Source organism: Shewanella sp. SM23, from assembly GCF_025654295.1.
Classification (GTDB): domain Bacteria; phylum Pseudomonadota; class Gammaproteobacteria; order Enterobacterales; family Shewanellaceae; genus Shewanella; species Shewanella oncorhynchi.
In genome coordinates, this window is the sequence record NZ_JAKKRM010000006.1 from 31,174 (window position 1) to 56,059 (window position 24,886).

Below are 24,886 nucleotides of genomic sequence, written 5' to 3' on the forward strand. Positions count from 1 at the left end.
CAACAACACCCCATGAACAAGTTTTTAATCATAGATGGTCTCAACTTGGTTCGCCGCATCTATGCGGCGATCCCCGATGAATCCGATATGCAAAGCCTCACAGAGCGCGTCAGTTTGGCGTGTACTAAACTGCTGCGGGTGCATCGCCCTACCCATGTGGCTATCGTGTGGGACGGTGATGAAATCTCATGGCGTAAACAGCTTTACCCCGATTACAAAAAAGGCCGTAAACCTATGCCAGAGCCGCTGGCAAAAGGCCTTGCTGCGCTGCAAGATCACTTAACCATGATGAACATTGGCTCCATTTATGCGGCGGCTGAAGCCGATGATGTGATTGCCACTCTAGCGATAAAAACCGCCAAAGCGCAGGGTGAAGCCATAATTGTGTCCACCGATAAAGGTTTTAGTCAGCTCAATCATCGCCAAATCAGCCAGTGGGATCACTTTAATCAGCAGTACTTAGATATCGCTGCATTGGAACAAAAACTCGGTGTCGAACGCAGCCAATTTCTCGACTTGATGGCATTAGCTGGCGATAGCGGTAATAAAATTCCTGGTATTGCGGGCATAGGCCCTAAGTCGGCTGCCGAATTATTGAAAACCTTTAGAAGCTTACCAACCTTGTTTTCATCGCTATCTAACTTAGGCGCTAAACAAGCCAAAAAACTTGCCGAAGGTAAGGAGATGGCAAGACTCAGCTATAAGCTCGCGCAGTTACAAACAGACCTACCACTCAATATTAATTTAAAAAATTTTCGCGTGATGAACTCCTTGCCTGATAATAACTGCCTGCCTGAAAACCCAATCAATCCTGCCTAAACATCTGTTAATATAAAGTTGCAATTAACGCATTTACCTTAGAACAACAAAAGCGTATTTTATGGACGTAATAACGTGACTCATTTAATGAGGTAAAGGAATAACTGTAAATGAAATCAAAAGTTTCGGTAATCATCGGTAGCATTTTCGCCGCCTACGTCGCCTTTGTCGCTGTGGTGGTACTCGTTTATGAACCTACGCCAGATGACATGAGTTGGGAGGACAGACAATCCTATAACAGCCAAAAAATGAACGAGTTAGCGCTAGGGCAAAATATCGTTTCAGTAAAACAGTTACTAGGTAAAGCTGACTTTTCAGAGGCCAAAGCCGTAAAAGAAACCAAGCTACAGGTGCTCTTTTATCGCACTCACCATGAAAAATCAGACGGTGTAACCACGAAAGAGGAATGTACCCCACTTATTTTTGAAAATGATCAATTGATTGCTTGGGGCCAAGATACCTATAAGCAATATCTCGATGCAGATACTGACACAGCCCTCAGCTCTGCCCAAGAGACATTAACCAGTAAATAAATACGACTGACAGTTAAATAAAAACGCCACCGAATCGGTGGTGTTTTTACTTTTATAATCAACGAATTGACTCAGTTGTAAAACAACTAAGCCAATTGCCTATTCATCATCGGCCTTATACTCGACATAGGCTTCACCTTTGCTGAGCCATTCTGGCGCGGGTTTCCCCTTCAGATAATGGTCGAAATATTGCATCATGCGAATGCTGTAATCGAGCTTGTTCGGGTACTTTTTCAAGTGATGCGGCTCATCCTCGTATTGCAAGAACACCACCTCTTTACCCGCACGGCGCATGGCTAAGTACATTTCAACACCTTGTTCCCAAGGCACTGCATCGTCCTTATCACCAAACATGATCATCAAAGGCGTTTGAATACGGTCAGCATAAAATACTGGCGAGTTTTCAATATACTTTTGCGGCGCGGCAAACAAACTTGCGCCAATACGACTCTGTCCGGTTTCATATTGGAACTGACGCGCAATGCCCGTGCCGTGGCGAATACCGCTATAGGCACTGGTCATATTCGATACTGGAGCACCTGCAACCGCTGCCTTAAACATCTGAGTTTGAGTAATGGCAAACGCCGTTTGATAGCCACTCCAAGAATGACCTTGCAAACCAATAGCATCGGGATCAGCAATTCCTATCTCAATCAGCTTTTGCACGCCAGACGTGAGCGCTTGTACTGAGCTCGCCCCTGGGTAACCGATTTCAAAGCGAATGTCCGGTAGAAACACCGCATAGCCATTATTGATGTACCAAGCAAAGTTAGGTCTGTGGTTAATGTTCATCTGCGGGAAGGCGTGCAGTCTATCCGTCATAAAGCGATAGTAATAAACCAGTACAGGATAGCGCTTACCCGCTTGATAATTCGTCGGCTTGATCAGCACGCCATCTAACGGTTTACCATCGCCATTTGTCCAGTGAACTAACTCGGATTGGCTCCAGTTAAAGGCTTGACGCTGCTTATCTAAATCGGTTTGCTTAACTGCATTTTGCGGTGCGCTATAGTTAGCCGTATACAAGTCAGGGAATAAGTCAAAACGTTCCTTAGAAAACACGATAGTATCGCCGTCTTTACTGCGTCCCAATACTGTCAGCTTATACTCACCTTGCATCAACGTCTTCACGCCTGCTTCGCCCAAGGTGGCTTGATAAAAACCATCGGCCTTGGTTTTATCACTATAACCGTGGAGTAACACAGTGGCGTTATAGGCAAGCTCTGCCGGCTCATCGGGATTATCGACTAAGCCCTCAAGGCGATATTGAATTTTCTGGGTACGCCCTTTACCTGCGGTTAAGGCAAAACCCGCCTTAGATTCGGTATTAAACTGCCAAACATCGTATTTGTCGTAAACCAAGAAACCCGCATCATTTTTAAGCCAAGGACCAAAACCATATCCTGGAGCACTGGATGGATAATCGTGGTCTTCATCGGCAAAACTGACCTTTAGGGATTTTGTGAGATTAGTGCGACGGTCCTGTGCAATATCATAAAGATACACATTACCTTGCTGATAATAAGCCACATACTTGCCATTTCCCGACAGCGTAGGCTCGGCATCACTCGGCTGTTGTGTCAAAAATGGCACTTTACTGCCAGTATTAATATCGACCAGATAATAATCTTGGTAGAACCCTGCCCAAGTTGCCATCTTGCGATAGGGCAAATCTGAACTGGCCAACATAAAACGTTTATGTTGTGAAATCGTCACATCTGGAACAGTTTTATCGCCAAGCTGCACCACGTTATTTGAGCCTAAATGCAATACCGCAAGGTAAGTGCGTTTTTGCTCATTCTCATATTGCTTGATTTCATTAGGCTTAATACGAGGATCATCCCCATGCCACACCTTAAGCCCACGCTGTCCGGTGACAATATTTGTATCGAACAGGTCTTTTTCTTCGGTGATCTTCTGCAAACTGAGCTGCTGACTCACCTCTGGTACACGGCCAAAGAACAACCTTTCGCTGTCCAATGAGAAGCTTAAACTTGTGTAGCGATTAAGTTTCCACTCGGGTGACTCAGGGATTTTACTGATTTTGCCCGACTGCAAATCGACCAGCGATAACTGATAGCTGCGGCCATAAGGTAACTCACTGTCTTTGCCCTGCGTAAATGCAAGCCAACGACCATTTTTAGCCAGCGCTAACGCACCAATCTGTTGGCTAGGCGAATCAAAGGCAACGGTTTTTTTGTGAGTGTTTAAATCGACTAACTGCAATTGATGTTGCTTATTGGTGATATCGTTCACTGCCAGCGCGAGTCTACGGCTTGCCTTATCAAAAACATAGCCAGTAACCTGCTCGACATCAATTCGCTTTGTTTGGTCTTCTAAACTGAGCAACGTAAAACGTCGACCTTGGTCAAACTTATCGACCTTTGGCTTATCAATATTCGCAGGGCTTTGTGTGCCTGCTTCAGCGAGTTTTTCGGTAGTTTTAGGCTCAGCATCTTTTTTGGACTCTTCATCAGCCTCAAACCAAATCGCCAGATGCTTACCGTCATCACTGAACACAAATTCCTTCACACGCTCGAAGCGAGTTTGCGTGCCAGTTTGAGTATCGAGCAACACCATGTCGGATTTGAGTTTTTTCTTCGCCTTGGCATCACGCGTGAGCAAACTCGGTTTAACCACCACAGCTACATAACGACCATCGTGGTTCACCAAGGGATCTGACCCCCCCGCGATTTGATAGCTTTGCTGCGACAGGACATTTTTCACAATGACGTGACTATCCCCGCGATCGGGCGCAGACTCGACCGCGATGACTTGCCCCTTATCTGAGATAACCGGCTTTTCAAGGGATTCAAAATGCATAATGTCTGTTAGGGTGAGCGGTTTAGTGCTGGTTTCAGCCTGCACTGCTGGCAATATTCCAAGGGATAACAAAACCAGAGATGTGATAGGGATTAACTTCAATGTCTTCCTCTTTTATATATTTGTTAGACTAAAGTAGACTTTTTTAACCATTGGCTCTCCATCATGGTGAGAACCCAGTATTTTTACAAGTTATACCACATAAAAAATCGTGATATTGCTCACTATTTCCTGTGAAGTTTGACCAAAGATGGTTAAAATAATAGGCAGAAAAAATACCAAATTCATAGTCCTGCTATCCAGTTAGCACTGGGGCAGACAATTGCAGTAACGACGAACCGTGGAAGGACTTCTCCATGTCAAAAAGAACGATAACCGTAATTCCAGGTGATGGAATTGGCCCAAGTATTATTGATTCAGCCTTAAAAATTCTTGATAAAGCGGGCTGTGATTTTGAATATGAATTTGCCGATGCCGGCCTGACTGCACTTGAAAAGCAAGGCGAGTTACTGCCAGCACGCACTTTAGAACTCATTGAAAAAAACCGTATCACGCTGAAAGGGCCGCTGACGACTCCCGTTGGTGAAGGCTTTACTTCTATCAACGTAACCTTGCGTAAGAAATTCGGTCTGTATGCTAACGTACGCCCAGTACTGTCTTTCAAAGGTACCCAAGCCCGTTACGAAAATATCGATATCATCACAGTACGTGAAAACACCGAAGGCATGTATTCTGGCCATGGTCAAAAAGTGTCTGAAGATGGCTTAACGGCAGAAGCAACCAGTATCGTCACTCGCCAAGGTGCTGAGCAAATCGCCACTTTCGCCTACGAACTGGCTCGTAAAGAAAACCGTAAGAAAGTCACTATTGTACACAAAGCCAACATCATGAAGTCAACGTCAGGCCTGTTCCTGAAAGTGGCCCGTGAAGTGAGCCTACGTTACCCAGACATCAAGACAGAAGAAATGATCGTCGATGCAACGTGCATGAAGTTAGTGATGAACCCAGAAAACTTCGATGTGATCGTGACGACCAACCTGTTCGGTGACATTTTATCGGACCTGTGTGCCGGTTTAGTAGGTGGTTTAGGTATGGCACCTGGCGCAAACATTGGCCGTGATGCTGCAATTTTCGAAGCCGTTCACGGTAGTGCACCTGATATCGCAGGCAAAAACCTCGCAAACCCAACCTCAGTGATTTTAGCGTCTATCCAAATGCTGGAATACTTAGGTATGGCTGACAAAGCTGAGCAAATCCGTAAAGCGGTATCTGCAGTGATCGAAGAAGGCGACCGTACGACTCGCGATTTAGGCGGCACTCACGGCACGACTGACTTCACGCAAGCGGTGCTTGAGCGTCTGTGATCTCAATGCTAAGCGCGTTTAAGACGAGCCTATAACGCGCTTGTTCAAGCAAAAGCTTAAAAGAAGCAAGCGCTTGAAACTCAAATGAGTAAACACAAAAAAGCCCCAAAGTTTCCTTTGGGGCTTTTTGTTATCTAGCTTTTAAACCTGCGTGGCTTTAAACCCGCCTGACGATTACCATTCTAGCGACAACAAGATCACCGCAGGGTTAGCGCAGCAATTAATTCCACGCGGTATTAGGACGTAGCCATAAATGCACTGTCACTTCATCACGGTCGTGATAAAGATGCTTACACTGCACTTTAAAATCCGTCACACCATTCTCTTTAAGAATCGTCTGCATGGTCTCAAGAATGGCTGTCACTTCTTTATAGCGGCTCTTCATCGGTAATTTAAGGTTAAAAATCGCTTCCTTAAACCAACCGTTAATCGCCCAAGCTTCAATCAGTTCGGCAACACGCGCAGGTTTCTCAACCATGTCGCACACCAGCCAATAGATATTTTTACGTTGCGGTTCGAAACGGAAACCGTCTTCACGGTAATGTTTCACTTGGCCCGTTTCCATCAGTTTTTCATCCATAGGGCCATTATCAACTGCCGACACAAACATGCCGCGACGCACCAGTTGATAAGTCCAGCCACCAGGGCAAGCGCCCAAATCCACTGAGTTCATGCCACTGCGAATACGCTCTTCTTGCTCTTCCTTAGGCACGAATTGGCCAAAGGCTTCGTCGAGTTTCAGACTAGAACGACTCGGTGCATCCGCCGCCATTTTAAGGCGTGGAATGCCCATAAAATGTGGCGAACTGTTATTACTGTAGGAATAACCCACATAGGCACGGCCGGGGCCAATAAAACACACGTGGATAATCGGACGTTTGGGATTTTCCTGCGCGAGCAAGCTACCCGATTTTTTCAAATGCTGGCGTAAAGGCACAGTGAACTTACGGCAAAAAGCCGAGAGCTCTTTCGCTTCGTTAGTGTCAGGTGTTTCAACCCGCACTTCACCCGCTTTGCTGACGTCACTGAGCGCCGCAACGATTGGGCTTATTCTGTCATTTTCAGGCAAGTCGACTAACAAGTCGCTAGCAGCAAACATCTGGCGAGCGAAAATGAGCGAATCTAAAGGTAATTGTTTGACTAACGTATCAGCAGCGTCGTCTTCAAAACATTGGTATACAACATAAGCGTCGTTATTGTTGGCCTTAACAAAGCCACCCACATTGAGCTCACCGGCTCGCTGTTGGATTTCTGCAGCGCATTCTTTTTCAAAGCCTGCGCGGCAAAATAAAAATAGGTTTTTCATGGGGATCCCTGAGAAATCCAAGCCAAAGCATTGGCTGACTATCGATTTGGGCGCCAGTATACCAATTTCAATCCACAAATGCCCTATTTGCCTACTGCTGAACCTTGAATTGCGATTAGAGAAATAAAAAAGGCTTAGGTGCACCCTAAGCCTTTTAACTCACATAAGCATCTGCGATTAAGACTCATGGCCGTCGATAACTTTGTGACGCCATACCGCGGCGGCAAATAATAACCAACCGAGTAAGAAACAACCACCACCCATAGGCGTAATAGGACCTAACCACTTAGTCCCAAACAAAGCCAGTCCATATAGTGAGCCCGAAAATAGTACTATGCCTGCGACAAAGAGATATGCCGACCAGTCCAGTAAACGCGAGGTTAACCATTGGCCCGAGAAGGCAACCATGATGAGGGCAAAGGTATGGTAGAAATGATATTGCACACCTAAGTTAAAGACTTCAATTAAGTTTGGTGGCGCGACCGCTTTTAAACCATGGGCACCAAAAGCCCCTAAAGCGACGGCTAAGAATCCGCTCACGGCGGCGAGTAACAATAAACCTTTACGCATTTAACGCTCCTGCTGGAATGGGATTAACTCATTCAACATTTATTCGCTCAACATCAAGCTCACGAATAAAATCACTTGATAAATCAATAGCACGTGCAAGGTTAGTGACTTCACTGGTGCCTGACGACTTTCTTGGGACAAAACTATGATCGCCGTCGGTTATCCAAACCAATCCTATCTCAGCTTTCAAGGGCCAGCTTGGGATCTGCGCTTTGCCACCAAACTTATCCCGCTCCCCCTGTACGACTAATACTGGGACTTGGCATTCATTCAAAGGTTCCAATCTAGGCTCGCCGCCTTTGAGTGGCACAAAAGGATAACCTAAACAAATCACCCTATCGATGCGCGCCGCTAATGCAGGATCACAGGCTAATAGGGCCGCCATACGACCGCCCATGGATTTCCCCATTAACACCACACGTTCAACTTGTGGTTGTGAGTGGGCGATATCGAGCATATGTGTAAAACACGCAAGCAATTTAGGCGCACGGTCCGGTGGACGCCGTTTGCCATCGACTGCATTCGCCTGCATATAAGGAAAATTAAAGCGCATCACTCGGAAGCCCTGAGCAACGAATCCCGCCGACATGGCCTGCATAAAATCAGAATCCATGTTAGCACCCGCACCGTGGGCCAATAAAATCAAAGTACTCGCAGGCTCCCCTTCTAATACATAAATCGGCTTATCCGGGCAACAACTCACTGCGAGACTCCTCGGCAAACATGTCTAACATCCATTCACGAAACGCCACCACTTTACCCAGCTCAGCATGGTTTTGCTGGCAAACTAAGTAGTAAGCATCTTTACTGACCAAGACTTCTTGGAATGGGCACACAAGTCGCCCAGCTTTGATATCGGGGCGAGCCAGCACGCTGTAACCCAGAGCAACCCCTTGACCGTGGGCCGCCGCCTGCAATACCAAAGACGAATGACTGAAAATAGGTCCTTGATTCACATTAATATCGGTAATGCCACATTGCCTAAACCACGCCTGCCAATCGTGACGATTCATATCATGTAATAACGTGTGATACTTTAAATCGCTCGGTTTTGAGAGTGGTTTAGGACCGTTGAGCAACATGGGCGAACACACGGGAATAAGCACTTCGTTTCTGAGCTTATCCGCACGTAGCCCAGGCCAATTACCTAAGCCATAATAAATAGCCACATCCACATCATCGGTTAATGAACTCGCTTCGGTATCAACGGCCTTAATTCGCACATCGATATCGGGATTTTTCTCACTGAATTTAGCCAAACGTGGCACTAGCCATTGAATCGCAAAACTGGGTGACATACTGACCGTCAGCGAACCAATCGCACTGCGGGCGAGTAATCTGTCGGTGGCATCGGCAAGCTGAATAAAGATATCTTTGATGTCGAGAAAATAGCTTTGCCCTTCTTCGGTTAATAGCAAAGAACGGTTCTTTCGACGAAATAATTTTAATCCGAGGAAATCTTCTAATGCCTTTATTTGATGGCTCACCGCAGCCTGTGTAACAAACAATTCTTCCGCTGCCCGCGTAAAGCTCAAATGCCGCGCGGCTGCCTCAAAAGCTTTAACCGCATTAAGCGGTGGTAATCGTCTCGACATAGTGATCTCAGTCTCGTTTTTTAATTAGTTTTTCTAATCCGTATTGTTACATTTAATCGTTTGTAAAGGCCAGCGTTTTTGGTTAAATTTTGCGCCAATGAAACAGCTTATCAACGAAACACCAATAGCGATGAAACATCCATAGCTATGAAATACCTAAGTTAGACAATCTCAAAGTTGATGATGGGAATGTCTGACAGCGTTAATTTGTCAGCCCGGAGGCGACTATGTTCAATTTAAAATCGGCGTTTGCGTTAATATTAGTCTCAGCACTCAGCTTCAATGCCAGTGCAAATGTACTCGTTGACGAAATCGTCATTGACACAAGCGACTTGCAAGCCAATATCACTGCAGATTTAACCGCTGCAATGAATAAAATGCACCAAGAAGTGCTACAAGAAGCCACTCTGCTGATTGCCACAGACGATGTCGCATCTCATCAGCAAGTCGTTAAAGCCGAATAACCTAAACGACACTGAAACTCAGGTCGCGCTCAGTAAGAGCAAAGAAAAAGCCGCATTAATATGCGGCTTTTTTGTACTTAAATAGCAAATCAATCCCACTGACGATATACGGCAATGGGCAGGTTTTCGCCCGACTTATGGACGATACACTTTCACGTTCGTGTAGCCTTGCTCGATTAAATACAATGCCTGCAATTTACTCATCACCCCACGCTCACAATAAAGCAAATAAGTCTTTTGCTTATCGAGATCGGCAAACTGAGTCGCTAACTTGAAGAATGGGATGCGCTTTATCTCAATACCTTCAATTTGCAGCGGTTTACTTTCCTCTTCTTCAGGGGCACGAATATCAATGACCACTTGGTTGGTATCGATACTGGCAACCGTTTCAGTCTCAGTAATCCGAGTATCCATTTGTTCTGCGATCTCCCTGATATCGATAGTGACAGATTGGGCGATGATCTGATCGATCAAATCCTCAGAGAACTTTTTCTCTTCCGCTTCAACCTTAGCTAATACCGCTTTTACCGTTGGCTTTTGCGAAATTACGCCGCAATATTCAGGCATTGATTTAGCAAAATCTTCGGTGCCGATTTTACGGCTCTCGTTGATAATGTCTTGCTTATCCATGGCGATTAAGGGACGTAGAATCAATAACTCAGTACAACGGTCGATGACGTTTAAGTTGGTCAGGGTCTGGCTAGACACTTGGCCTAAACTTTCACCGGTAACTAAGGCTTGAATGCCCATACGCTCGGCGATACGCGCCGCGGTACGCATCATCATGCGTTTCAATACAACGCCCATTTGACCGTTATCGATACGCTCTAAAATCTCAGCAACCACAGGCTCAAAAGGCACAGAGATAAACTTCACTTTATGGGATTCACCGTAGGTTTTCCACAAATGGTAAGCCACTTGTTTAACACCAATTTCATGCTGTGCGCCGCCCAGATTGAAGAAGCAGTAGTGGGTACGAGCGCCTTTTTTGATAAATTGATAGCTAGAAACGCCAGAGTCAAAACCACCCGAAATCAAGGACAATACATCTTCCTGTGTTGCCATCGGAAAACCGCCTAGGCCTTCAATACGCTTAGTCACCATATAAAGGTTATCGCGCTCAATCTCTAAATTAACGGTAATGTCCGGATTCTTTAAACGCACGCCCAGCGCATCAGTAAACTGGTTTAAGCCACCACCGACATAACGCTCAACTTCAATAGAATTAAAATCATGATCGCCAGTACGCTTTACTCGCACGCAGAAGGTTTTACCCGCGAGTTGGTCACGGTAAACAGGCAAGACTTGCTGATAAATATCATCAACAGATTCAAAGCTGTACTCATCCACTTGCACTACGTGTGCAATGCCAGGAATACACGCCAGACGCTCACCGAAAGCTTGGGCCAATTCTGGCTTATCCTTTGGTACCATCACCATAATGCGGTCCCATTGACGCTGCACTTTTGCATCTTCGTCAACTTTTTTAAGCACATTACGGATGTTAGTTTCGAGCATTTTGGTGAAGCGCATGCGTACAGGCTTGCTCTTCATCATGATTTCTGGATACAGCTTTACAATAAACTTCATGGGATTTCCGCGGGCAATTTTAAAACAGCAAAATTGGTTAAAAGAATAATCGGGGGATTATATACCCAAGCAACCTAAAAAGGCGAGTTTCAGCGCACATAGCCAACAGCTACACAGGCCACATTTATGGCGTATTCATTGCGTATTCATTGCGTATTAATGACTAAATCACGGCAGCTAATTAGGCTGAAATAATGTCACTAAAGCCTATTCGAATGGTTTGAATTTCCCTGCTTAAAATAAGTGATTTGAGATGAATCATTAACAATAAGTCGTTGAGGGATAGTTAAGGAAACTTAGGGATTACACACTCAATGTGATTAACGTAAAGCCCAAATGGATTTAAATCAACCACAGAAATTTGATGCATAACACGTTAACTAAAAAGGGAAAAGTCCATATTAGCTCAATAAAAAAGCCGCAAGATTATTGCGGCTTTAGATTGGGAGAGTATCTAAACACTTAAGGCGAATTACCTATCTGAATTTCTTCAGACTCCTTAGCTTTACCTTGCTCAATAGCAATTTCAACCCTGCGGTTACGGGCACGATTTTCCGGAGAATCGTTAGGCACAATCGGATTGTTAGACGCCATACCAACCACTTTCATTCGATTAGAATCAAAGCCGCTGACCTGTACTAACTCATGGGCCACTGCCACGGCACGTTTGCTGGATAAATCCCAATTAGAACTATAGAGCTCATCGCTTATTTGCATATCATCCGTGTAACCTGACACTGTGATGACACCTGGCACATCTTTTAACAATTCGCCGACTGAGCGTACCACAGGTTTAAATCGAGGCTGCAGGAAACCTGAGCCAGAAGCAAATGAACCCTTCTCACGTATACGAATAATAATCTGCTGACCTAATGACTCAATTTCAATCGCTCCATCGGTGATCTCTTTATTGAGCTCCTGCGCCATCTTCTTCACTTGCTGATTGATCTTTTCTTGCGCCGCTGCCGCTTCCGCTTTAACCGCATCGGCCACTTCTTGCGCCGTAGCACTCGCTTCGCCACCCCGCTGAGAACCATTTTGCTGCTGCACGCCTCCCGCACTATCGTCTTCACCCGCTTGGAAATCCAATACAGGTTCAGTCATTTCATTCGTTTGCTGGTTAATGATTTCAATCGGAGTCGGATCGGGGCGACCTGGTCTAAATTCTAAGGCAATGACAGAAGTCCCTTTCGGGATGTCTTTAACTTCCACCTTATTTTGCACACCAAAGGCATACTTCATTGAGCCCGCGATCTGTTTAAACTTCATCACGTCCATTTCAGAAAATGACAATAACAATACGAAGAAACACATCAACAGCGACATCAAGTCGGCAAATGTTGCAAGCCACATAGGTGCTCCGGGCGGTGGACAGTTGCACTTAGCCTTAGCCATTGGCTACTCTCCGTCCGTTGTATCTATTTTGCGATTTTTCTCAGCCAGATAATTTTTCAAGAAGCCTTCAATCACCCTAGGGTTTTGTCCGTCTTGAATCGCCAATACCGCATCCATAATAAGATTACGGTTAAGCATTTCTTCTCCCATCCTAATTGTTAGCTTATCCGCGATAGGCAAGCAAACCATGTTAGCGACCATAGCGCCGTATAATGTGGTTAACAAAGCAACGGCCATCGAGGGACCAATAGATTTAGGATCTGACATGTTAGATAGCATGGCCACAAGACCCACAAGCGTACCTATCATGCCCATCGCTGGGCCAACATCGCCAAAGGCTCTAAATATGCCAATCCCCGTCCGATGACGTTCTTCCGTTAGAGCGATATCCTTCTCTAGGGCTGCACGCACCACTTCACCATCGTGACCGTCGACCAACATATCAACAGCCTTTTGCATAAAAGTATTGGTAATTTGCGCTTCTTCTAATGCCAAAAACCCCCCTTTACGGGCGGCATCCGCCATCGTCACGGACTGCTCAATCAAATCTTCTGGTTTATCAATCTTAAATACAAAGGCTTTCAAAGCAATTTTAACGGCACTAAAAAACTGTTTAAGAGTGAACTTCATCATTACCACGAAGAAGGACCCACCGAACACAATCAGGATCGAGGGCACATCAACGAAAATCATCAAGCCGCCACTGGTCACCATAGCGCCGAGAATAAAACCAAAGGCTCCCACAATTCCGATTATTGTTGCTAAATCCACAACGGCTCCTCAATTTTCGTAATAAACGACATAATACTTACTCTGGGTAAGCAAGAACACTCAGTTATTCTACCGAATAAGATAATCTCACCGACACACATACGAGCCTTGTTTATCCAGTTAAAAATTACCATACAAATGATGATACTATTGTCAGTTATCGGACACACACTAAGCAAGTTTAGCGACAATTTATATTTTCTGGAAAAATTTCAGTAACAAAGCGTGCTATTGAGCAAATATCTTTAGTCTGAATTTGACCCTTACGCCGCCCTGATATACCTTGTGTCCGCTAAATCAAAGGAAACCTGAACGTGGCGAAGAAACCCGAAAATCTTAGTTTTGAAGAATCCCTTGGCGAACTTGAACGCATCGTTGCCGATCTAGAACAAGGCGATATCTCCCTCGATGACGCGTTAAAACAATTTGAACGTGGCATCAATCTCGTTCGAAATAGCCAAGCAAAACTCGAACAAGCCCAACAAAAAGTGGCCATTTTACTGAAACAAGACGAAAATGCGCCCCTATCCCCCTATGCCGTTGAGGGCGAATAAGCGTGTTAGTCAGTACCATTCAAGAATATCAACAACGAGTTGATGATCAATTAAAACAGCGTTTTAGTACGCTTGAAGATACCGCTCCCCAATTAAAAGCCGCTATGACTTACGGTGCCTTATTGGGAGGGAAGCGCATTCGACCGTTCCTCGTATACAGTGTAGGACGCATGTTTGGGGTCGAACTCGAAAAGTTAGATGCTTGCGCCGCAGCCATTGAATGTATCCATGCTTATTCATTAATCCACGACGATTTACCCGCCATGGACGATGACGAGCTCCGCCGTGGCCAGCCGACTGTGCATATTGCCTTTGATGAAGCGACGGCCATTTTAGCGGGGGATGCTCTGCAAACCTTAGCCTTTGAAATTGTCACCGAAGCCGTAGCAGGGATCAGCAGCGAACAACATATTGCTATGGTAAGAGTATTAGCCAAAGCCTCAGGTTATCGTGGTATGTGTGGAGGCCAAGCGATAGACTTAGCCTCGACCGATAAACATATTGATCTTAAAGCATTAACTCAGCTACATAATATGAAAACCGGCGCCCTTATCAGCTGCGCCGTTGAGTTAGCTTTGATCGCCGCAAACGCGCCAAAAGATCAGTATGCTGCTATGATGGATTTTGCTCGTGCGGTCGGACTCGCCTTCCAAGTACAAGACGATATCCTTGACATCGTAGCCACCACCGAAGAGCTAGGTAAACCGCAAGGCTCTGATACTGAATCGAATAAGAGTACGTTTCCACAACTACTTGGACTACAAGGTGCACAAGACACCGCCAAACAACTGATCCAAGAGGCACTATCAGCGCTGGCTAAATTGCCATACAATAGCCAGTTAATTGCAGACTTCGCCCGCTATATCATTGAGCGAAGAATATAATAAGAGTCGAAGTATCTCGCTATGAGTTTGGACATTTCTCAGTTTCCCGTGTTGGCGCAGGCCAACACCCCCAATGAGCTCCGCCAGCTTCCTCAGGCACTTTTACCACAAGTAGCCGATGAACTGCGCGAGTTCCTTCTTAAGTCTGTTGGCATGTCCAGCGGACATTTTGCCTCTGGGCTCGGCACAGTAGAACTCACTGTGGCACTGCACTATGTCTACAATACCCCCTTTGATCGACTGATCTGGGACGTAGGCCATCAAGCCTACCCCCATAAAATTCTCACGGGTCGACGTGACAAGATGCACACCATTCGGCAAAAAGATGGCTTACATCCTTTCCCATGGCGTGAAGAAAGTGAATACGACACTTTCAGCGTTGGCCATTCAGGCACGTCGATTAGCGCCGCGCTGGCGATGGCGATAGCTGCAGAAAAAGAACAAGCAGGTCGTAAAGTTGTAGCTGTGATCGGCGATGGCGCTATGACTGGCGGCATGGTGTTTGAAGCCATGAACCACGCGGGCGACTTGCACAATGACATGCTCGTGGTACTGAACGACAACGAAATGTCGATTTCAGAAAATGTCGGCGCCCTCAATAATCATTTAGCACAACTGATGTCAGGCCGTTTCTACACCACACTGCGCGAAGGCGGCAAAAAAGTGTTGAAAGGTATGCCAGTCATCAAAGAAATGGCCAAGCGGACTGAGGAACACCTCAAAGGTATGGTCGTTCCTGGCACTCTATTTGAAGAGTTAGGTTTCAACTACATAGGTCCTATCGATGGCCATGATGTAGACGCTCTGGTCGAGACAATGCGCAATATGCGTAATCTGAAAGGTCCACAAGTGCTGCACATCATGACCAAAAAAGGTCGTGGTTATGAACCTGCTGAAAAAGATCCTATCGGTTGGCATGCTGTGCCTAAGTTTGACCCATCGCTATTTAAAAAACCGGCCACCAAACCCGGTTTACCGACCTTTTCTCAAGTCTTCGGTAAATGGTTGTGCGACATTGCCGAACAAGATGAGAAAGTGTTAGCGATTACTCCTGCGATGCGTGAGGGTTCTGGCATGGTGGAGTTTTCCCAGCGCTTCCCGAAACAATATTTCGATGCAGCGATTGCCGAGCAGCATGCCGTCACCTTAGCGGCGGGTTTTGCCTGCGAAGGTTTCAAGCCTGTCGTCGCGATTTACTCGACTTTCCTGCAACGCGCCTATGATCAGCTTATTCACGATGTCGCACTACAACAATTGCCCGTGTTATTTGCCATTGACCGTGGCGGTATCGTCGGTGCAGATGGTCCAACCCACCAAGGTGCATTCGATTTAAGTTTTATGCGTTGTATCCCTAATATGGTGATCATGGCGCCGTCCGATGAAAACGAATGTCGTCAAATGCTCTACACTGGCTATTGCTATGATGCGGGCCCAAGTGCGGTGCGTTACCCAAGAGGTAGTGCCACGGGAGCGATGCAAGTCGAGTCCATGACTGCGTTGCCAATTGGTAAAGGTGTCATTAAGCGCATCGGTAAGCGTATTGCCATACTTAACTTTGGTACCTTGCTCGCATCAGCATTAACCGCTGCCGAAAGCTTAGATGCGACGGTTGTCGATATGCGCTTTGTGAAACCACTTGATGTTGATCTGATAAAAGAAATGGCACTAACCCATGAAGTGTTAGTCACTGTGGAGGAAAATGCCATTATAGGCGGTGCGGGTGCCGGAGTGCTTGAACAGCTTCAAAAGCTAAAAATGCCTAAAGCCGTACTCCAAATTGGTTTGCCAGACGAGTTCATTAAACATGGCTCGCCAGAGGAAGTCATCCACGACTTGCAACTGGATGCCGAAGGCATACTGGCGCAAATCAATGCTTATCTAGCGCAATAGGCTGAACTTGCTTATCTCGTTAAGACGCTAAATGTTATCAATAAAAAATTCCGCCCATAAAAAAAGGACTGCAATTGCAGTCCTTTTTTGTTGCTGTCTTTTATAACAGCGGCTGATCCAATAAAGCTTAAGCTTCGATATCTATCGTTGCGCTTTCTTGGTTAGGGCCACCCTGTGACACCATCACCATAGCAGGGCGCAGCAAGCGACTGTTCAGCTCATAACCCTTTTGCATCACCAACATCACAGTGTTCGCAGGGAACTCGGCGCTTGGCTGCATGCCAATCGCTTGATGTTGGTCAGGGTTAAATGACTGACCTTGTGGATCAATTTGCTTAACACCAAATTTAGCCACCGCAGTGAGTAAGCTTTTTTGAGTTAACTCAACACCTTGATAAATCGCTTTCGTCGCTTCATCTTCTGGGTTTGTACCCATTAGCGCGCGCTCCATGTTATCAAGCACAGGCAAAAGCTCATTGGCGAACTTTTCCAAGGCAAACTTGTTCGCCTTTTCCACATCCATTGCGGCACGACGACGAATGTTATCGACCTCGGCTGCGGCGCGGATGACTGAATCCTTCTGCTCTTCAACTTTCGCCAAAGCTTCAGCGAGTAACTGTTCCAGCTCTTCAATACGGAAATTGGCCTGGGTAAGCTCATCGATCAGACTTGCTTCTGCGGTAGATACTTCAGACTCTACACCCTCTTGGATCAGATCCTGTTCTGCTTTAATCGATTCGTTGCTCATTTTCACTCCAGCTAAAAATGCTTTGTTTCTGAAATACTCTGGGCATATTATGGGGATCAATTTTGACGTTTCAAGGCCTAAGGCCAGATCTAGCATAAATATGACCACAAAGTTTCATACTATCGGCCTTATCGGCAAACCTCACCACCAAGGGACCAACCAAACCTTAAAGCGTCTGCATTATTGGCTGACAATGCAGGGCTTTGAAGTCTTAGTGGAAGAGCGTGTTGCTACCGAATTAGGACCCAATATCATAGCGGTCGATTTACTAGAAATTGGCGCGCGTTGCGACTTAGCCATAGTCGTCGGTGGTGACGGTAACATGCTCGGCGCGGCAAGGGTATTAGCCCGCTTCGATTTAGGCGTGATTGGGGTTAACCGCGGCAATTTAGGCTTTTTAACCGATCTGCCGCCCGATGCCTTCGAAGAGGCGCTCGCCAAGGTACTCGATGGAGAGTTCGATACCGAGCATAGATTCTTACTCGAAGCCGAAGTCTATCGCCACGGTATGCTCAAGGCGAGCAACACCGCCGTCAACGAAGCCGTACTCCATCCGGGTAAAATTGCCCACATGATTGAGTTTGAGGTCTATATTGATGATCAGTTCATGTACAGCCAACGTGCCGACGGCATGATAGTGTCAACACCGACCGGTTCAACGGCCTACGCCCTCTCCGCTGGCGGTGCTATCCTGACGCCTAATTTACAGGCCCTAATCTTAGTACCTATGTTCCCGCACACTTTGTCGTGCCGCCCGATTGTTGTCGATGCGTGCAGCACGATAAAAATGGTTGTATCACCTGAAAATGGCGAAAACCTCGAAGTCAGCTGTGATGGCCACGTGCATTTAGCCGTGTTACCCGGCGATGAAATCATAGTGCGCCGCAGCTCTGAACGTTTACGGCTTATTCATCCTAAAGGACACAACTATTTCCACGTACTGCGGACCAAATTAGGCTGGGGCAGCAAGTTGTTTTAAGTCTGTATCTGTTGGTTAAATCCTCAATAAAAGAGACATATCACGTCTCTTTTTTATTTTGTAAATTTAACCTAAAAGGTTGCCATTAAAGCCTTATCTTTTCCCCTGCACAGTCTTTGGTGAACTTTTTAGCACCTCTCACAAACGGCTGGTATTCACATTAATGACGTTTAAGCATTAATGACACTAACCAGTTTGATAAAAGTTCAAACAGTATTTTTTAGTTTTGTTACTTAAAATTTCTGCTTCAATTTCACCCTGTTCTCTCAATTTCCCCTCTTAACCCATTAGAAGCGGTCACTTTTTATTTCAACTTTTCTGTTATTCGCTCAATATACTTGAATATTTGGGCTGGCTGTTCGCTCAAATAAACTGAAACTAAATTAAATAATGGTTATTAAATTTCATATTAAAGTAAAATTCATTAAGTGATATCCATCACAATAAAATCCCACCATTTTAAAACGTGCTCTAGATCACTATAAAAAACCATTCCAAAATGGACATATTAGGCAAACATTACAATAGCTTGATGAAAATAGAAGTAAATGAGTTAATCTAGCCACAACAATCTATGCGACCTTAATCACACCTTAAAAATGACTGAAAAAACCAATAACAGACTATTAATGAAATAAATGGATCAGTTAATTGCAATAATGACGATGAATATGAGTGATAGCTCTACTTTTAATAACCAGAAAAACAACAAATTTAATTTAATATAACCAAAGTAGATATACACCCAACAGTCTAAGTGATCATTGTCACATATAAGAAAATCCCCCGAGAGAAGCACCCCGCAGCACTGTAAATTAGCATTTCATATAACAGCCAAGATGATCTAGATCATATTAGTCAAGCTCACAATAGCGTCTAGTACACAACACAGAATGTCGAGACCGTAAGTACTTGCAGTATTAACTGCTGATTTATTGGTCTGGGAAGTCGACATGAAGGCAGATGAAAAATCCTAATATCAATAATAAGACAGACCACTTTATGAAGAGGCAAGCATGACAATACTTCAACTCCTCGCTAGCTTGACGCCAGTGCTCAGTGTAATGCTATTTCTAGTGTTACTCAGAATGCCTGCATCTAAGGCTATGCCTATCTCCATGATAATCACAGCGCTCGCCGCCGTGTTTATTTGGCAAATGGATACCACATTACTGGCGGCATCGGTCCTCGAAGGACTGCTCTCAGCCATCACACCGTTAACCATCATTTTTGGCGCCGTATTCCTACTCAATACCCTGAAATACTCAGGTGCCATGGACACTATCCGTGCTGGGTTTACTAACATCAGTGCCGATGCCCGTGTACAAGTCATCATCATCTGTTGGTTATTCGGTGCCTTTATTGAAGGTAGTGCTGGTTTTGGTACTCCCGCAGCCATTGGCGCACCACTACTGGTATTGCTTGGTGTACCACCCGTTGCCGCAGCTGTCGTGGCTTTGATTGCTGACTCGGCCTGTGTATCCTTCGGTGCAATTGGCCTACCCGTACTTTTTGGGATGGAACAGGGTCTGATCCAAGGTGGCGTGAGCATGGCGGCGGAGCAATTTGCTGCCCATGGGGGTAACTATGCTGGTTATGCTCGATATATCGTCATGCATATGATCACTATCGACTTAATCACAGGTTCATTAATTCCTCTCGTAATGGTGACCATGCTAACTGGATTCTTTGGTCGCAATAAATCCTTTAAGGAAGGCTTAGCAATTTGGAAATTTGCGATTTTCTCAGGTCTTGCCTTTACCGTCCCCGCATGGATCATCAACTACCTTGCAGGCCCAGAATTCCCTTCGGTTATCGGTTCATTGATCGGTATGGCCTTAGTGATCCCGGTTGCGCGTAAAGGCTACTTACTGCCTAAAACACCATGGAATGATTTCGCAGAGAATGACAGTCAAGAAAGCGGAAAAGTCGAAACAACGGCTAAGTTTTCCCAAATTGCCGCTTGGACACCTTACATCATCATGGCTGCGCTTTTGGTGCTGTCGCGTACAGTGGCACCGTTAAAAGCATGGTTATCAAGCTTTAACATCAGCTGGACAGGCCTAATGGGCACTGAGCTTAAAGCCAGCTTCGCAACCTTATATGCACCAGGTGCCTTCTTTGTTGCCGTGTGTATTTTAGGTTTCTTCCTGTTCAAAATGAAAAGCCCTGCGATTCAGCAAACGGTCGGTGTTTCATGTAAGTCCATGTTGCCAACCATTATTTCATTAGGCGCATCAGTGCCTATGGTGAAAATCTTCTTAAACTCAGGCGCTAATGGTGCAGGTCTTGCCTCAATGCCTGTCGCTTTAGCGGATATGTTGGCAGGTTCCATGGGCGCAGTGTGGGCTTGGATGGCGCCTATCGTGGGGATTTTTGGTGCCTTCTTATCGGGTTCAGCCACCTTCTCAAACATGATGTTCTCCAGCCTTCAATACAGCGTGGCCGACAATATTGGCATGAACCACACACTGGTATTGGCACTACAAGGTATCGGTGCAAACGCCGGTAACATGATGTGCGTAATGAACGTGGTTGCCGCTGCAACGGTAGTGGGTATGGCAGGTAGAGAATCAGAAATTATCCGTAAAACAATGCCTGTTGCCATTGGTTATGCCTTACTGGCGGGCACAATAGCTACCCTGTGGGGTGGATTCTAAGCCGTTTTATTTTATTGAATGCCCGAAGTCACTCCCAGTGACTTCGGCTTTAATCTATTAATAAAGAGAGTGATGCTATGTCGATTAACTATAAACTGGTCATCGATGATCTAAGAACGCAATTAGGTGATCATCCCGTGACGGATGATCCCGTTCGCCGTTTTGCCTGGTCCACCGATGCAAGCTACTTCAGGATAGTCCCAGAAGTGGTTGTCCATGCAGAAACCCTAGAACAGGTAAAGCTCACATTAGCCGTTGCCCGTAAGCATGATGCACCCGTCACGTTTAGGGCCGCTGGAACCAGTTTATCTGGCCAAGCTATCGGTGAAGGTATTTTGTTGATCCTAGGCCATGATGGTTTTAGAAAGATTGAAGTCAGTAGCGATGCCAAACAGATCACCTTAGGCGCGGCTGTCATTGGTTCCGACGCTAACGCCGTACTCGCGCCGCTTAACCGCAAAATTGGTCCCGATCCCGCCACCATAGGCTCCGCCAAAATTGGTGGTATTGTGGCAAACAATGCTTCGGGAATGTGCTGTGGTACTGCGCAAAACAGTTACCAAACTATCGCTTCCGCGAAACTTCTTTTTGCAGATGGTACTGAACTCGATACAGGCTGTGAAAAATCAAAAGCTGCCTTTGTTAAATCCCATGGAAAAATACTGGATGCGCTGACAGAACTGTCGCACATGACTCGTCATAACACAGTGTTAGCGGACAGAATTCGTAAAAAGTATTCCATTAAAAATACCACCGGCTACGGCATCAATTCGTTACTCGATTTTACCGACCCATTTGACATCATCAACCACTTAATGGTGGGGATGGAAGGCACCTTAGCCTTTATTAATGAAGTCACTTATCACACAGTGAATGAAGCTAAATTTAAAGCCTCAGCTATGGCCGTATTCCATAATATGGAAGATGCCGCACGAGCCATACCACTGATAAACGGTGAAAGCGTTTCTGCTGCTGAACTCCTTGATTGGCCATCAATCAAAGCAGTAACGGGCAAGCCTGGCATGCCAGATTGGTTATCAGAATTACCGGCCCTATCCGCTATTCTACTGATAGAATCCCGTGCTGATGACGACAAAACCTTAGAAAATTATACTCAAGATGTCACCGCGAAACTCGCCAGCTTTGACTTTATCCGCCCAATGGAATTTAGTACTAATCCAGCGGTTTATGACAAATACTGGGCAATGCGCAAAGGCTTGTTCCCGATTGTAGGTGGTGAGCGTCCAAAGGGAACCTCAGTTATCATCGAAGACGTGGCCTTTGAACTAGAGCACCTTGCTGCTGCGGCGCACGATATCACTGAGCTTTTCCATAAACATGGTTACCCTGAAGGCTGTATTTATGGCCATGCTCTTGCGGGGAACTTCCACTTTATCATTACCCCCACCTTCTCGACTCAAGCCGATATCGATCGTTTCCATGCCTTTATGGATGATATTGCCGACATGGTGATTAACAAGTACGACGGTTCAATGAAAGCCGAGCATGGTACTGGCCGTGCTGTCGCGCCGTTCGTCGAAAAAGAATGGGGACAAGATGCTTACACTTTGATGAAGAACATCAAACAAGTATTTGATCCACAGGGTATTCTAAACCCAGGCGTTATTCTTAACGACGATAGCAATGTCCACGTTAAAAACATCAAGCCCTGCCCTGTGGTCGATGATTTTGTTGATAAGTGTATCGAATGTGGTTTCTGTGAAAAAACCTGCCCAACATCAGCACTCAACTTTTCACCTCGTCAGCGTATTGCGACTCTGCGTGAAATCGAACGTTTAGAACAATCCGGTGATAAAGCCGCCGCAGCAGAAATGCGCGCCGCCGCTAAATACGATGTAGTTGATACCTGTGCCGCCTGCCAGCTTTGTACTATTGCTTGCCCAGTAGATAACAGCATGGGCCAACTGGTGCGTAAACTGCGCACGCCGTACATCAGCACTACTGAACAAAAAGTCTTAGATTTCCAAGCCAAACACTTTGGCGCAGTTAACCAAGTTATCAGTTCAGGTTTTGACATGCTTGGCGTGATCCACAAGATCACTGGCGATAACATTACCAGTGCCCTAATGAAAACCGGCCGTTTGATTTCAAAAGAAGTGCCTTATTGGAACCCAGATTTCCCGAAAGGCGGCAAATTGCCAAAACCATCCCCCGCTAAAGTTGGCCAAGAAACAGTGGTTTACTTCCCAGCCTGCGGCGGCAGAACCTTTGGTCCGACGCCAAAAGATCCCGATAACCGCACTTTGCCAGAGGTGGTTGTCACGCTGCTGGAACGTGCTGGCTATAACGTCATCACGCCAGAAAAAACCCGCGATTTATGTTGCGGCCAGATGTGGGAATCTAAGGGCGACTTTAAAAACGCCGATGCCAAACGCCAAGAACTTATCGATGCAGTGAGCAAGATGACCAATGGTGGCAAGCTGCCAGTAATCGTCGATGCCTTGTCTTGCACCTACCGCACTTTGTCAGGTAATCCAAAAGTACAAATTATCGACTTAGTTGAGTTTATGCACGACAAGCTACTGACTAAGCTCAACATCAGCAAAAAAGTCAATGTGGCACTGCACTTAGGTTGTAGCGCACGCAAGATGAAACTTGAACCTAAGATGCAAGCAATCGCCGATGCCTGCTCTGCACAAGTGCTCAAACCTGCGGGAATTGACTGCTGCGGTTACGCGGGTGAAAAAGGCTTGTATAAGCCTGAAATCAACGCCAGCGCACTGCGTAATATTAAAAAGCTCATTCCTGTCGAAATTAAGGAAGGCTATTACGCCAACCGTATGTGCGAAGTCGGTTTGACCCAACACAGCGGCATTTCCTACCGCCACTTAGCTTATCTGCTCGAAGAGTGCAGCCGCTAATCTGGTATGACAGTAGTAAACAACGGGGCTATTTTTTGCCCCGTTTGTTTATATAAGCGAACTATTCTCATTTATTTGTCATTAAGTATTTTTTGAGAATTTCAAACCTGAATAAATACATTTTAAAATCAATGTAATCATCAAGTTAAAATATTCTCATTTTTGAAAAAATCTACAAGCTCATTTACTAAATTAGGGCTACTTATTCCGCTAAGATAGGCCTATATTTGATCAACTACCTTAGCATTAGTGTGGATATTGGGTCACACTGCAAGGCAATGTCGTTCACTAACAAGAAAGAGAAAACACAATGAAAATCGCCCTTTTCATCCCGTGTCTAGTCAATCAAATGATGCCAGAGGTCGCGATTGCCACCTTGGAATTATTAGAGAAACTCGGGCACCAAGTGATTCTACCCGCGGGTCAAACATGCTGTGGCCAGCCGATGACAAACTCGGGTTGCTTCGATGCAGCACGCAGTACCACCCTTAAATTGCTCAACGCCTTTAAAGGAGTGGAATGCGACGCTATTGTTTGCCCTGCCGCCTCTTGTTTAGTGGCCGCCAAAGAAAACTTCCACGAGTTTGATAGCAGCCCAGAAGCACAAGCTGTGATCAACAAACTCTATGAACTCACAGAGTTTTTACACGATATCGCGCCGATCCCAGCCTTTACCAAGCCCTTCGCGCACAAGGTAAGCTTGCAACTGAGTTGCCATGGCATTCGCATGTTAAACCTTGCCACCCCAAGTGAGCAAATGGGGCCAAGATTCAACAAAGTCGAAGCTGTATTGGCCAATATTGCCGGCATAGACATAGTGTATCCAGACCGCCGTGACGAATGCTGCGGCTTTGGTGGCACCTTCGCCGTCGATGAAGGCGCTGTGTCGGCCAAAATGGGCAAAGACAAGGCCCAAGCCCACGCCGCAACGGGTGCTGAGTATGTGGTGGGTTTTGATCCCTCATGCCTATTGCACCTCGATGGCATGATCCGCAGACAGCAATTGCCGATTGAAATTCGCCACATAGCGCAAGTGCTAAACGCCGCGCTCTAGGAGAC

20 protein-coding genes are annotated in these 24,886 nt (G+C 45.8%); 11 read left to right on the forward strand and 9 right to left on the reverse strand.

Annotated elements, in window-relative coordinates:
• Positions 1–12: 12 nt before the first annotated feature.
• Positions 13–819 (forward strand): flap endonuclease Xni, encoded by an 807-nt coding sequence (xni, locus tag L5L98_RS09670; protein ID WP_263140341.1) that lies wholly within the window; start codon positions 13–15, stop codon positions 817–819.
• A 110-nt stretch (positions 820–929) separates the two neighbouring features.
• Positions 930–1,352: a DUF3192 domain-containing protein gene (locus tag L5L98_RS09675; RefSeq protein ID WP_028760680.1), complete on the forward strand. Its 423-nt coding sequence runs from the start codon at positions 930–932 to the stop codon at positions 1,350–1,352.
• Positions 1,353–1,451: 99 nt separating this feature from the next.
• Here the strand turns inward: L5L98_RS09675 and L5L98_RS09680 are convergent, their stop codons facing one another.
• Positions 1,452–4,277 (reverse strand): S9 family peptidase, encoded by a 2,826-nt coding sequence (locus L5L98_RS09680; RefSeq protein WP_263140344.1) that lies wholly within the window; start codon positions 4,275–4,277, stop codon positions 1,452–1,454.
• Positions 4,278–4,531: 254 nt separating this feature from the next.
• Here L5L98_RS09680 and L5L98_RS09685 point away from each other — a divergent pair, with 254 nt between their 5' ends.
• Positions 4,532–5,539, forward strand: coding sequence for an isocitrate dehydrogenase (locus L5L98_RS09685; RefSeq protein ID WP_113941031.1), 1,008 nt, complete (start codon positions 4,532–4,534; stop codon positions 5,537–5,539).
• A 220-nt stretch (positions 5,540–5,759) separates the two neighbouring features.
• Here the strand turns inward: L5L98_RS09685 and rlmM are convergent, their stop codons facing one another.
• The 4 genes from rlmM to L5L98_RS09705 form a co-directional block, all read right to left on the reverse strand.
• Positions 5,760–6,845, reverse strand: coding sequence for a 23S rRNA (cytidine(2498)-2'-O)-methyltransferase RlmM (gene rlmM / locus L5L98_RS09690; protein WP_011846285.1), 1,086 nt, complete (start codon positions 6,843–6,845; stop codon positions 5,760–5,762).
• Positions 6,846–7,022: 177 nt separating this feature from the next.
• Positions 7,023–7,415 (reverse strand): DUF423 domain-containing protein, encoded by a 393-nt coding sequence (locus L5L98_RS09695; protein WP_011918954.1) that lies wholly within the window; start codon positions 7,413–7,415, stop codon positions 7,023–7,025.
• Between the two features lie 28 nt (positions 7,416–7,443).
• On the reverse strand, positions 7,444–8,118 hold the full coding sequence (locus tag L5L98_RS09700; RefSeq protein WP_263140351.1) for an alpha/beta family hydrolase: 675 nt from the start codon (positions 8,116–8,118) through the stop codon (positions 7,444–7,446).
• Complete coding sequence (locus tag L5L98_RS09705; protein WP_105249769.1) at positions 8,099–9,010, reverse strand: transcriptional regulator GcvA; 912 nt, start codon at positions 9,008–9,010, stop codon at positions 8,099–8,101. Before L5L98_RS09705 ends, L5L98_RS09700 begins: the two co-directional genes overlap by 20 nt.
• Positions 9,011–9,237: 227 nt before the next feature.
• Here L5L98_RS09705 and L5L98_RS09710 point away from each other — a divergent pair, with 227 nt between their 5' ends.
• Positions 9,238–9,474, forward strand: coding sequence for a hypothetical protein (locus L5L98_RS09710; protein ID WP_028760686.1), 237 nt, complete (start codon positions 9,238–9,240; stop codon positions 9,472–9,474).
• A gap of 135 nt (positions 9,475–9,609) precedes the next feature.
• Here the strand turns inward: L5L98_RS09710 and thiI are convergent, their stop codons facing one another.
• The 3 genes from thiI to pomA form a co-directional block, all read right to left on the reverse strand.
• Positions 9,610–11,064, reverse strand: coding sequence for a tRNA uracil 4-sulfurtransferase ThiI (gene thiI, locus L5L98_RS09715; RefSeq protein ID WP_028760687.1), 1,455 nt, complete (start codon positions 11,062–11,064; stop codon positions 9,610–9,612).
• Positions 11,065–11,526: 462 nt separating this feature from the next.
• A complete protein-coding gene (locus L5L98_RS09720) occupies positions 11,527–12,459 on the reverse strand; it encodes a flagellar motor protein MotB (protein WP_131522981.1) in 933 nt (310 codons plus the stop codon).
• Between the two features lie 3 nt (positions 12,460–12,462).
• Positions 12,463–13,230: a flagellar motor protein PomA gene (gene pomA, locus L5L98_RS09725; protein ID WP_263140359.1), complete on the reverse strand. Its 768-nt coding sequence runs from the start codon at positions 13,228–13,230 to the stop codon at positions 12,463–12,465.
• A 314-nt stretch (positions 13,231–13,544) separates the two neighbouring features.
• On the opposite strand from pomA, the gene xseB reads away from it, so the two are divergent.
• Genes xseB through dxs form a run of 3 tightly spaced genes read left to right on the forward strand, consistent with a single transcriptional unit; the run spans position 13,545 to position 16,558 of the window.
• Complete coding sequence (xseB, locus tag L5L98_RS09730) at positions 13,545–13,784, forward strand: exodeoxyribonuclease VII small subunit (RefSeq protein ID WP_006080884.1); 240 nt, start codon at positions 13,545–13,547, stop codon at positions 13,782–13,784.
• 2 nt (positions 13,785–13,786) lie between these two features.
• On the forward strand, positions 13,787–14,668 hold the full coding sequence (gene ispA, locus L5L98_RS09735; protein ID WP_113941026.1) for a (2E,6E)-farnesyl diphosphate synthase: 882 nt from the start codon (positions 13,787–13,789) through the stop codon (positions 14,666–14,668).
• A 21-nt stretch (positions 14,669–14,689) separates the two neighbouring features.
• Positions 14,690–16,558 (forward strand): 1-deoxy-D-xylulose-5-phosphate synthase, encoded by a 1,869-nt coding sequence (dxs, locus tag L5L98_RS09740; protein WP_168823303.1) that lies wholly within the window; start codon positions 14,690–14,692, stop codon positions 16,556–16,558.
• A gap of 127 nt (positions 16,559–16,685) precedes the next feature.
• On the opposite strand, the gene grpE is transcribed toward dxs, so the two are convergent.
• The gene (gene grpE / locus L5L98_RS09745) at positions 16,686–17,306 is read right to left on the reverse strand and encodes a nucleotide exchange factor GrpE (protein ID WP_028760692.1); all 621 of its coding nucleotides are present in this window, start codon (positions 17,304–17,306) and stop codon (positions 16,686–16,688) included.
• Between the two features lie 100 nt (positions 17,307–17,406).
• Between grpE and nadK the strand changes: the two genes are divergently transcribed.
• The 4 genes from nadK (at position 17,407) to L5L98_RS09765 (ending at position 24,881) form a co-directional block, all read left to right on the forward strand.
• Positions 17,407–18,285 carry an NAD(+) kinase gene (nadK, locus tag L5L98_RS09750; protein WP_081729057.1) on the forward strand — a complete coding sequence of 293 codons (879 nt, stop codon included), beginning with the start codon at positions 17,407–17,409 and terminating at the stop codon, positions 18,283–18,285.
• Positions 18,286–19,301: 1,016 nt separating this feature from the next.
• Positions 19,302–20,945, forward strand: coding sequence for an L-lactate permease (locus L5L98_RS09755; protein WP_049821741.1), 1,644 nt, complete (start codon positions 19,302–19,304; stop codon positions 20,943–20,945).
• Positions 20,946–21,022: 77 nt separating this feature from the next.
• The gene (locus L5L98_RS09760) at positions 21,023–23,827 is read left to right on the forward strand and encodes an FAD-binding and (Fe-S)-binding domain-containing protein (RefSeq protein ID WP_263140364.1); all 2,805 of its coding nucleotides are present in this window, start codon (positions 21,023–21,025) and stop codon (positions 23,825–23,827) included.
• 310 nt (positions 23,828–24,137) lie between these two features.
• Entirely contained in the window at positions 24,138–24,881 is a 744-nt protein-coding gene (locus L5L98_RS09765; RefSeq protein ID WP_131522985.1) for a (Fe-S)-binding protein, read from the forward strand.
• Positions 24,882–24,886: the final 5 nt, after the last annotated feature.